The following is a 10,852-nucleotide window of genomic DNA, read 5'->3' as shown; positions in this document are numbered from 1 at the left end:
GCGAAGGCCGGAGCGTTAGCCGCACGCGACGGCGCCGCCTCCAGCGCTCCGGCCTTCGCCGGAGCACGATCAACCGGCAATGCGTCGGTCCGCCAAGCCCTCTTGATCCCGCAGATACGGCGCCACCAGGTTCCGCGCCCGGAACCACGCCTGCCGCTCGGCATCCAGGGTCTCGAAATTCCCGATCACCCGCCGGCATCCCGGCGCCTTGCAGTGGCACAGCATCCGCCAGTTCGACGCGCGCAGCGTGGTCGAATAGTCCCAGCAGATCTCCTCGCCCGCCGCGATATCGCGCACCGCGATCAGGAAAACGCCCGTTTCGGCGAAGCGCAGCCCGGCATTGGGCGCGCAGCTATGGTTGACCAGGTCGTCGAGCTGGCCCGAGGGCCCCATATACTGGTCGGGCGTCACCTGGACGAAGCGGTCGCCCGCGCCCTGCATCCGCCGCGGCACCTGATCGGCATGCAGCCGCGCGCCGGTGAATTCGAGCAGCACGTCGCCTTCGGCGAAGCCCGAAGCTGCATACACCGCCTTGCCGAGATGGTTGTCGCCGACCCTGAACAGATTGGCCGAAGGCCGGTAGCGCTCGAACACGCGCAGCCCGCCGCGCCGGAGGCCCAGCGAGCGCAGCGGGTTGATCGTCGCCAGCCCGATCAGGAACCACACGCTGGCATGGCAGAGCAATTCGACCAGGATATAGCCGAGCTCGGCCAGCCCCAGCTCGGGCCCGCGCACCGCGATCAGCAGCGTCGCCAGGTCGCCGAAGGTCCACAGCCCCCAGGCCGGCGAGCGCTCGCGCGAGCGGTCGGCCCAGACGCTCGCCCAGGTCGGCCAGAAGCTCACCGGCACCGCGACCACCACCAGCATGTGCGCCCAGAATGCCTCGCGGAGCACCAGCCACAGTACCAAAGCAGTCAGCGACGCCGCCATGCAGAAGCTCTCGGCAGGCGAGGGCGGCGCCCAGGCCGATCGCCGCCACACCGCGAGCGTCACTGTGATGCACGCGGCGGCCGAGACCATGAAGACCAATGCCTGCGGCGCGCCCGGATTGACGGCACTATAGGTGAGCGCCTCGATCGCGGTCGCCGCCGCCCAGATCAGCCACGACGCGCGATTGGGTTGGACGCTATGGCGCCGCAGTCCGAGCAGGTACACGGCATAGCCGGCAAAGCTCAGCCCGATCGCCAGCAGGAACCAGATGTCGCCCAGAACCGCCCCTCCCCGGGGCGCCGTTTACCATGTCCGTTGACTCTCGTCCACGCGCGACTCGCGGTGAGTCCGCGAGTCGCGGTCAATCACGCCGCACTCCTATCCCGTCACCCCGGCCTTGTGCCGGGATCCACCGCGCGACACGCGAGCCCCTATCGCCTCTAGCTAGTCGATGACGGCTCAGTGGACCCCGGCACAAGGCCGGGGTGACGTATGTGGAAGGGCAATTCTTCCCCGTTCGTTTGGAGCGAAGTCGAGAAACGGGTTCAGGGAATGCGCAAGCGTTTCTCGACTACGCTCGAAACGAACGGAATTGGAGCGCTCTAGCCCCCACACCCCTTGACCGCGTCCAGCACCACCTCTGCCCATTTCTTGCGGCAGATCAGCAGGTCCGGAATGCTCGTCTCGCGTGAATTGTACACGATCGGCGATCCGTCGACGCGCGAGGCGTGCAGTCCGGCCGCCAACGCGACCGCGACCGGCGCGCAATTGTCCCATTGGTGCTGGCCGCCGGTGTGCAGATATATCTCGGCCTCGCCGCGCACCACCGCCATCGCCTTCGCACCCGCCGAGCCCATGCCCACCGGCACCGCGCCGATCCGCGCCGCCACGTCGGTGCAGACGGCGCTCGGTCGCGTCCGGCTCACCAGCATCCGTGGCGGCGTCTGCGGGTCGCGCAACGCGGGCGGCGCGGCGCTCGACAAGGTTAGCCCCAGCCGTGGAAGCGCCACCGCGCCGACTTCCGCACGGCCGTCTACCGCCAGCGCGACATGCACCGCCCAGTCGTCGCGCCGCTCGGCGAATTCGCGCGTGCCGTCGAGCGGATCGACGATCCACACCCGGCTGCGCTCCAGCCGCGCGAGGTCGTCGGCGCTCTCTTCGGAGAGGATCGCGTCGTCGGGCCGCGCGGTTTCGAGCCAGTCGAGGATCAGCGCATTGGCCTCGCGGTCGCCGCGATCGCCGCTGGCGCATTCGTCCTGGATGCGCAGCAGCAGCGCGCCCGCTTGCGTTGCGATATCGCGCGCGAGTTCGGCGTCGGTCAAATCACCGGACTCCACGTTCCCATGATCGTCTCGACGATCCGCTCGGCCGCCTCCTCGGGGGTCTCGCGCGTCGTATCGATGCGGATATCGGGGCGCTCGGGCGCCTCGTACGGGCTCGAGATGCCGGTGAAGTTGGCGATCTCGCCCGCGCGCGCTTTCCGGTACAGCCCCTTGGGGTCGCGCTTCTCGGCCTCGGCGATCGGCGTGTCGATGAAGATCTCGAAGAAATCGCCGTCGGGGAGCATCGCGCGCACCATCTCGCGCTCGGCGCGGAACGGCGAGATGAAGGCCGTCAGCACGATCAGCCCGGCATCGGTCATCAGCCGCGCGACCTCGCCAACGCGGCGGATGTTCTCCACCCGGTCGGCGTCGCTGAACCCCAGGTCGCGGTTGAGCCCGTGGCGGACATTGTCGCCGTCCAGCAGGAAGCTGTGCTTGCCCATCGCGTGCAGCTTCTTCTCGACCAGATTGGCGATCGTCGACTTGCCCGATCCCGACAGCCCGGTGAACCACAACAGCCGCGCCTGCTGGCCCTTCTGCGCGGCATGCGCCTCGCGGGTGATCTCCACCGCCTGCCAATGGACGTTCTGCGCGCGGCGCAGCGCATGGTGGAGCATCCCCGCCGCGACGGTGGCGTTGGTCACCTTGTCGATCAGGATGAACCCGCCGAGATCGTGGCTGTCGGCATAGGGCTCGAACACGATGCCGCGATCGGCGGCGATCTCCGCCACGCCGATATCGTTGAGCTTGAGCGTCCGCGCTGCGGTCTGCGCCAGCGTGTTGACGTCGATCGCATATTCGGGCTCGCGCACGGTGACGCTCACCGTGCGGGTGCCGAGCTTGAGCCAATAGGCGCGACCGGGCAGCAATTCGGCCTGGTCCATCCACACGATCGTCGCCTTGAACTGGTCGGCGACCTGGGGCGGCGCGTCGGCCGCGGCGATCACGTCGCCGCGCGAGCAGTCGACTTCGTCGGCCAGCGTCAGCGTGACGGACTCACCGGCGCCCGCTTGATCTCGGTCGCCGTTCATCGCGACGATCCGCGCCACGGTGGTCGTCCGCCCCGAGGGCAGGATTCGCACTGCGTCTCCGGGCTTGACCGTGCCGCTCGCGACCAGCCCGGCGAACCCGCGAAAGTCGAGGTTCGGCCGGTTGACCCATTGGACGGGAAGCCGGAACGGCTTGGCGCGGTCGGCGTCAACTTCGACGTCAACATGTTCCAGGTGTTCCAGCAGCGCCGGTCCATCGTACCAAGGCGTATTCCCCGACCGCCCGGCGATGTTATCGCCCCTGAATCCCGAGATCGGGATCGGGGTAAACGCTTGAATTCCAATCGATTCGGCGAAGGCGCCATAGTCCGCGACGATCGCGTCGTAGGCCGCCTGGTCGTAGCCGATCAGGTCCATCTTGTTCACCGCCAGCACGACATGCCGAATGCCCAGCAGATGCGCCAGATACGAGTGCCGCCGCGTCTGGGTGAGCACGCCCTTCCGCGCGTCGATCAGGATCACCGCCAAGTCGGCGGTCGATGCACCGGTGACCATGTTGCGCGTGTACTGTTCGTGCCCGGGCGTATCCGCGACGATGAACTTGCGCTTCTCGGTCGCGAAGAAGCGGTAGGCGACGTCGATCGTGATGCCCTGCTCGCGCTCGGCGGCGAGCCCGTCGACCAGCAGCGCGAAGTCGATCTCCTGCCCCTGCGTCCCGACGCGCTTGCTGTCGGATTCGAGCGCGGAAAGCTGGTCCTCGAAGATCTGCTTCGAATCGTAGAGCAGTCGCCCGATCAGCGTCGACTTGCCGTCGTCGACGCTGCCGCAGGTAATGAACCGCAGCAGCGACTTGTTCTGGTGCAGCGTCAGATACGCCGAGATGTCGGACGCGATCAGCGCGTCGGGGCGATAGGAGGTCATCAGAAATAGCCCTCCTGCTTTTTCTTCTCCATGCTCGCCGCCTGGTCGTGGTCGATCGCGCGGCCCTGGCGTTCGGAAGTGGTAGTGAGCAGCATCTCCTGGATCACCGCTTCCAGCGTCGCCGCCTCGCTCTCCACCGCCCCGGTCAGCGGATAGCAACCGAGTGTCCGGAACCGCACCGATCGCTCGACCGGCACTTCGCCGGGCTGCAGTCGGAAGCGGTCGTCATCGACCATCAGCAGCAGCCCGTCGCGCGTCACCGTCGGCCGCGGCGCGGCAAAGTAGAGCGGGACGATCTCGATCCCCTCGGCGCGGATGTATTGCCAGATGTCGAGCTCGGTCCAGTTCGAGATCGGGAACACCCGCATGCTTTCGCCCTTGGCTTTCCGGGCGTTGTAGAGGTGCCACAGTTCGGGCCGCTGGCTCTTGGGGTCCCAGCGATGCGAAGCGGTGCGGAACGAGAAGACGCGCTCCTTCGCCCGGCTCTTTTCCTCGTCGCGCCGCGCCCCGCCGAACGCCGCGTCGAAGCCATAGAGGTCGAGCGCCTGCTTGAGTCCTTCGGTCTTCCAAAGATCGGTGTGCAGACTGCCATGATCGAACGGATTGATCCCCTGTGCCACCGCGTCAGGGTTCTTGTGAACGAGCAGCTCCATCCCCGCCGCCTTGGCCGCCTTGTCGCGCAGCTCGTACATTGCCTGGAACTTCCACGTCGTATCGACATGGAGCAGCGGGAAGGGCGGTGGGGCGGGATAGAAGGCCTTTTTCGCCAGGTGCAGCATCACCGCGCTGTCCTTGCCGATCGAATAGAGCATCACCGGCCGCGCGGCCTCCGCGACGACCTCGCGCAGGATGTGGATGCTCTCGGCTTCGAGGCGCTGGAGATGGGTGAGGGGCGGCGGTGTACCCCCGAACTTGTTCGCTTGCGGAGTGTCGCCAGCCATCGATGGGGGATGCAGCATGGCGGGCGATTTAGGAAGCACCGCCACGCCACGCGATCTAGTTATTGTTTAGCGGCGCATACCGCGCGCGCTTCGCTCAATCGGCGCCGGGCTTGCCCACGCCGACCAGCTTGAGCCCCGCGCGCGCCGCCTCGGCCGGCGGATAGATGTTGCGCAGGTCGACGAGCAGCGGCGTCTTGAGCAGCCCCTTGATCCGCCCCAGGTCGAGCGCGCGGAACGCGTCCCATTCGGTGACGATGACCAGCGCGTCGGCGCCGTCGGCGGCGGCATAGGCGCTTTCGCTGAACACCACGTTGGGCAGCAACGGCCGTGCCTGCTCGAACCCTTCCGGGTCATACGCCTTCACCGTCGCACCGGCATCCTCGAGCGCCGCGACGACCGACAGGCTGGGCGCGTCGCGCATGTCGTCGGTGTTGGGCTTGAAGGTCAGGCCGAGCAGCCCGACGGTCTTGCCGCGCACGTCGCCGCCCATCGCCTTGATGACCTTTCGGCCCATTGCCCGCTTGCGCGCGTCGTTGACCTGCACCGTCGCCTCGACGATCCGCAGCGGCGTCTCGTTGTCGCCCGCGGTCTTGAGCAGCGCCAGCGTGTCCTTGGGGAAGCACGATCCGCCATAGCCGGGCCCCGCATGGAGGAACTTGCCGCCGATGCGGTTGTCCATGCCGATGCCGCGCGCGACTTCCTGCACGTCGGCGCCGACTTCCTCGCACAGGTCGGCGATCTCGTTGATGAAGGTGATCTTGACCGCGAGGAACGCGTTCGCGGCGTATTTGATCAGTTCCGACGTACGCCGCCCGGTAAACAGCAACGGCGCGTTCTGGTTGAGCGACAACGGGCGATAGATCGCGCGCATCACGTCGCGCGCGCCCTCGTCGTCGGTGCCGATGACGACGCGGTCGGGGCGCTTGAAATCCTCGATCGCCGCGCCCTCGCGCAGGAATTCGGGGTTGGAAACGACCGTGGCGCCCGCGTTGGGTGCCACTTCGGCCAGGATGCGCTCGACTTCGTCGCCGGTGCCCACCGGCACGGTCGACTTGGTGACGATCACGCTGGGCTTGGTCAGGTTCTCGGCGATCTCTCGCGCCGCGGCATAGACATAAGAGAGGTCGGCATGTCCGTCGCCGCGGCGGCTCGGTGTGCCGACTGCGATGAACACCGCATCGGCATCCTTTACGCCCTCGGCGAGATCGGTGGTGAAGGTCAGCCGCCCCGCCTTGACGTTCGAGGCGACCAGCGCGTCGAGCCCGGGCTCATAGATCGGCATCACGCCCTGGTGGAGCAGCTCGATCTTGCGCGCGTCCTTGTCGACGCAGACCACGTCATGGCCGAAATCCGAGAAGCAGGCGCCGGAAACCAGCCCCACATAGCCCGTGCCGATCATCGCGATGCGCAATGCAAATCCCCTTTGGAATGATGCTCGCCGCCTTAACCGACTGGCGGCGCAGGGCAAGGGAGCGGGCGGCGAGGGGGTGCTGCGGCAGCCGCGCGGTACAAAAAAGCGGCTGGAGGTCCAGCCGCTTAACGATAGTCGTCCGGGCCGGTCAGCGCATCTTCACAGCTGAAGTCGCTTCACCGCCGGCCCGGAAGGACGCGCAAGGTCAGAAGGGGCGAATTTCTTCGCCGGTGCCCTTGTCGCGGAAAAGAAGGTCAAACGCGAACATCATTGATCTCCCATCGGTGCGCATAACGCGCAATCAAGTGGTTAAGCGGAGATTAACGACTTATCAATCCGGATTTATGCGGAGGCATGCAGCTTCGAAACCTCTTTCGCGGAGGCTCGGCTTAACCGTTCCTTCAAGGATAGCGGGGTAGGACGGAGCCTATGTCGGCAGGGTCGGAGCCTTCGGTACCCAGCGGGGATGCGGCATCGCAAGCGGTCGCACGCCCGGTGGAAGCCAATGGAATTGTTGCGAAAGCGTTCCCATCGCTGCGCACGGAGCCGCATGTGCGCGGCTCGGTCGCGGCGCTTCCGCAGCCGAGGGACGGCGCCCCTCCGGCGGAGTCCGCAGGCGCCAAGCCGATGGAAGGGCATGCCGGCGTGTGGCGGATATTGTCCCAATGTGAGATTTTGAACTTCGCGACGCTGCGCCGGCATCTCGGCCGGCCGCGCGCCGATGCCCTGGTTCTCGACATTGCGGCGCGAATCGCCGAACTCATGCCCGATGTACGGATCCTCACCGCGGGCCGTGCGCTGATCGAGATCGGTTTCGAGCGCGAAAGCGCCGAGGCTGGGGCTGCGGACATCGATCGGCTGCGCAAGGCGCTGGCCCGCCCCTTCGACCTCGATGGCGAGATCTATACGCTCCAGATGCAGTTCGGCGTCGCGGCGGCGCCCTGCGAGGACTGCGACGACGTCCGGCTGACCGAGGCCGCGGAATCGGCGCTCGAGCAAGCGCGCAACGAGAAGAAGGTCGTCATTCTCGATCTGTCGCGCGCCGACCTCGCCTTCGATCGCCTGACGCTGATGCGCGAGCTTCCCCGCGCGATCGCCAATGGCGAGATGTTCCTGCAATATCAGCCCAAGGTGCATGTCCGGCGCCAGGAGATTGCGAGCGCCGAGGCGCTGGTGCGTTGGCAGCATCCGCAGCGCGGGCTCATCCTCCCCGGCGACTTCATCTCGGTGGCTGAAGAGGCGGGCGAGATCGGTGCGCTGACCATGTGGACGCTGCGTCAGGTGATCGCCGACCAGAAGCGGCTCGTTGCCCATGGGCACGATCTCACGCTGTTCCTCAATATCTCGGGCATGCTGCTCGCCGATGCCGAGTTCGTGAAGGAGGCCTGCGCGGTCGTGACCGCAAGCGGGGCCAAGCTCGGCTTCGAGATCACCGAGACAGCGGTGATCCGCGATCCCGACAGCGCGATCCAGCATCTCCAGACCTTCGCCGATATCGGCGTCAAGCTCGCGATCGACGATTACGGCGCCGGGCTCTCCTCGCTCGCCTATCTCAAGCGGCTGCCGGCGAAGGAGCTCAAGATCGACAAGATGTTCGTGATGCAGCTGACCAGCAGCAATCGCGATCCGCTGATCGTCCGCTCGACGATCGATCTCGCGCACGCGCTCGAGATGGAAGTCACCGCCGAAGGTGTCGAGACGCCGTCGGCACTCGCGCTGCTCAGCGTGATGGGTTGCGACATGGTGCAGGGCTTCCTGCTCTCGCGTCCGCTCGGCTTCGATGCGTTCAGCAAATATCTCGCCGACGAGGCGCATCTCGCCAGCTCCGCCAACGTCCAGTCGTTCATCCGGCCCGAGAGCTTCTGGAAGCGCGCGTGAGGCGCACTGCCCTTCGCGGGCTCGGCCTCGCTCTGGTCCTGATCGCAAGCGGGCCGGCGCTGGCTGGCGACACCGATTTCCCCGCGCCGCTCCAGGCCCAGATCGACGCGGCCAAGAGCAGCATGATGGGCGATCAGGCCCAGGCGCTACGTCACGTCGCGCTGATCGACTCGATCGCCCGCCGCATTCCCGATGTCCGCCAGCGCGCGCTGGCGCTGGCGACGGCGCGCTGGCTGGCGGCCGAAGCGCATCTGCGCAGCAATGCGACGGAGCGCGCCCGGCCACTGCTCGACGAGGGGTTGCGTCTGATCGACATGATCGACACGCCAATCAAGCTGCGCGGCGACCTGCTGATGTCGCAGGGGGCGCTGCACATGCAGGCCAACCTCCCGGTCAAGGCGCTGGAAAATTACCAGGAGGCCTTTCGGATATTCGGTCAGCTGCGCGAGCCGCGCAGCCAGGCGATCGCGCTGCAGAATATCGGCGCCCTCTACAGCGCCGCGACCGACGATCACCGCGCCGAGCAATATTACCGCCAGGCTGCCGAACTCTACAGCGGCGATCTCGCGCTGACGCTCTCGCTCCACAACAGCCGCGGCAATGTCCTCGCCCGGCTCGAGCGGAGCACCGAGGCCGAGCGCGAATATGAGGCGGCGCTCGCCGCCGCGCGGCAGCTCGAAAAGCCGCTTCTCGAGGCTCGCATTCTCGTCAATCTCGCGCGCAACCAAGTCGATCTTAAGCGCTACGACGCCGCCGACCGGACGCTCGTGCGCGGCTTCAAGCTGGTCCGGGATGCCGATGCCGATCTGCTCCGCCGCCATCTGCTCGCCACCGCCGCGCGGCTCGCCAGCCAGCGCGGTGACAAGGCTGCGGCGCTCCGGCTGATCGACGAGTGTTTCGCGGGGATCGACCTCGCCGGCACCACCGGCGATTTCCGCACCTCGCATCTCTACGCCTATGAAATATTGCGCGACGCCGGCGCCACGCGGCTGGCGCTCGAACATCTCCAGGCGCTCAAGCGGCTCGACGAGGAATCTACCAAGGTCGCGACCTCCACGGGCGCCGCGCTGATGGCCGCGCGCTTCAACTTCGCCGAGCAGCAGACCCGCATCCAGACGCTCAAGGCCGAGGAGGCGCGCCGCACCGCCGCCTTCCAGCGTACCCTCTTCTTCGGCATCGGCGGCGCGACGCTCGTCATCATCGCGCTGCTGACCTTCGGCCTGATCACGCTGCGCCGCAGCCGCAACCAGATCCGCGCAACCAACGTCGTGCTCGGCGAGACCAATGTCGCGCTCGAAAAGGCATTGCAGGCCAAGACCGAGTTCCTCGCCACCACCAGCCACGAAATCCGCACGCCCTTGAACGGCATCCTCGGCATGACCCAGGTGATGCTCGCCGATTCGCGGATCGAGCCCGAGACGCGCGACCGCATCGGCATCGTCCACGGCGCGGGGGTCACGATGCGCGCGCTGGTCGACGACATCCTCGATCTCGCCAAGATGGAGACCGGCAACCTCACTGTCGAGGCCGCGCCGATGGATTTCGCCGCGACGCTGCGCGAAGTGACTCGGCTGTGGGACGAGCAGGCGCGCGCCCGCGGCCTGAGCTTCCGCCTCGAGCTGACGCACGCCCCCGGCTGGATCGTCAGCGACGCCGCTCGGCTGCGCCAGATCGTGTTCAACCTGCTGTCGAATGCGATCAAGTTCACCGAGAAGGGCGGCGTCACCCTGCGCGCGCTGGCCGAGGGCGAGGGCGCCACGCGCCGCCTGCGCATCGTCGTTACCGATACCGGCATCGGCATCCCCGTCGAGAAATTCGACGAGATCTTCGAATCCTTCCGCCAGGTCGACGCGGGCACCACCCGTAAATTCGGCGGCACCGGGCTAGGCCTGACGATCTGCCGCAACCTCGCCCATGCGCTGGGCGGGGAGATCAGCGTCGACAGCGTCGAGGCGCAGGGCACCGCCTTTACCGTCGATCTGCCGCTCACGCTTGCCGAAGCGCCCGCCCAGGCGGCGTCCGGCGGTGCCGCGAACGGCGCGGCGATGCTGGTCCTCGATCGCAATCCGATCGCGCGCTCGATGCTGCGCACCCTGCTCGAGCCGCGTGTCGCCTCGCTGCGCTTCGCTGCGGCCGCAGCCGAAGTGCCCGTGCTCCACGGCGAGGCCCCCGTCATGCACCTGCTAGCCGATGAAGCGACGCTCAAGGCCGAGGGCGACCCGATCGAGACGCTGCGGACACTCGCCGATGCCATTGCACCTGCTACCGTCACCGTCTTGTGGGGGAAGCCCGATGCGGAAACGCGCGCCCAGCTCCTTGCCACCGGCATCCGCGGGATCGTCGAAAAGCCGGTATCGGGTGCCGCGTTGATCGCCGCAGTCGTTACGAGGCCGGAAGAAAATTTGAACGTGAGTAGCAGCGAGCGTCTTGTGTCGCAGGCGGCATAGCGCGATAGCACAC

At 67.0% G+C, this 10,852-nt stretch carries 7 protein-coding genes; 2 read left to right on the top strand and 5 right to left on the bottom strand.

Annotated elements, in window-relative coordinates; genetic code table 11:
• Positions 1–69 precede the first annotated feature (69 nt).
• The 5 genes from RZN05_RS10875 to RZN05_RS10855 form a co-directional block, all read right to left on the bottom strand.
• Positions 70–1,155: an SET domain-containing protein gene (locus RZN05_RS10875; protein ID WP_317226637.1), complete on the bottom strand. Its 1,086-nt coding sequence runs from the start codon at positions 1,153–1,155 to the stop codon at positions 70–72.
• Between the two features lie 377 nt (positions 1,156–1,532).
• Entirely contained in the window at positions 1,533–2,252 is a 720-nt protein-coding gene (locus RZN05_RS10870; protein WP_317226636.1) for a 3'(2'),5'-bisphosphate nucleotidase CysQ, read from the bottom strand.
• The gene (gene cysN / locus RZN05_RS10865; RefSeq protein WP_317226635.1) at positions 2,249–4,162 is read right to left on the bottom strand and encodes a sulfate adenylyltransferase subunit CysN; all 1,914 of its coding nucleotides are present in this window, start codon (positions 4,160–4,162) and stop codon (positions 2,249–2,251) included. Before cysN ends, RZN05_RS10870 begins: the two co-directional genes overlap by 4 nt.
• Entirely contained in the window at positions 4,162–5,103 is a 942-nt protein-coding gene (gene cysD, locus RZN05_RS10860) for a sulfate adenylyltransferase subunit CysD (protein WP_317226634.1), read from the bottom strand. The genes cysN and cysD overlap by 1 nt, the downstream gene beginning before the upstream one ends.
• Positions 5,104–5,197: 94 nt before the next feature.
• On the bottom strand, positions 5,198–6,514 hold the full coding sequence (locus RZN05_RS10855) for a UDP-glucose dehydrogenase family protein (protein ID WP_317226633.1): 1,317 nt from the start codon (positions 6,512–6,514) through the stop codon (positions 5,198–5,200).
• 552 nt (positions 6,515–7,066) lie between these two features.
• Between RZN05_RS10855 and RZN05_RS10850 the strand changes: the two genes are divergently transcribed.
• A complete protein-coding gene (locus RZN05_RS10850; protein ID WP_317226632.1) occupies positions 7,067–8,392 on the top strand; it encodes a putative bifunctional diguanylate cyclase/phosphodiesterase in 1,326 nt (441 codons plus the stop codon).
• Positions 8,389–10,839: a tetratricopeptide repeat-containing sensor histidine kinase gene (locus RZN05_RS10845; protein ID WP_317226631.1), complete on the top strand. Its 2,451-nt coding sequence runs from the start codon at positions 8,389–8,391 to the stop codon at positions 10,837–10,839. Before RZN05_RS10850 ends, RZN05_RS10845 begins: the two co-directional genes overlap by 4 nt.
• Positions 10,840–10,852: the final 13 nt, after the last annotated feature.

It is taken from the genome of Sphingomonas sp. HF-S4 (assembly GCF_032911445.1).
In the GTDB taxonomy this organism is placed as follows: domain Bacteria; phylum Pseudomonadota; class Alphaproteobacteria; order Sphingomonadales; family Sphingomonadaceae; genus Sphingomonas; species Sphingomonas agrestis.
Note: the sequence above shows the minus strand (reverse complement) of the source record. Positions and strands in the feature narration are given on the sequence as shown.

What these genes read in the sequence shown, in the direction of transcription:
- cysN (WP_317226635.1), bottom strand. Translation starts at nt 4,162, where the DNA reads ATGACCTCCTATCGCCCCGACGCGCTGATCGCGTCCGACATCTCGGCG.
- cysD (WP_317226634.1), bottom strand. Translation starts at nt 5,103, where the DNA reads ATGGCTGGCGACACTCCGCAAGCGAACAAGTTCGGGGGTACACCGCCG.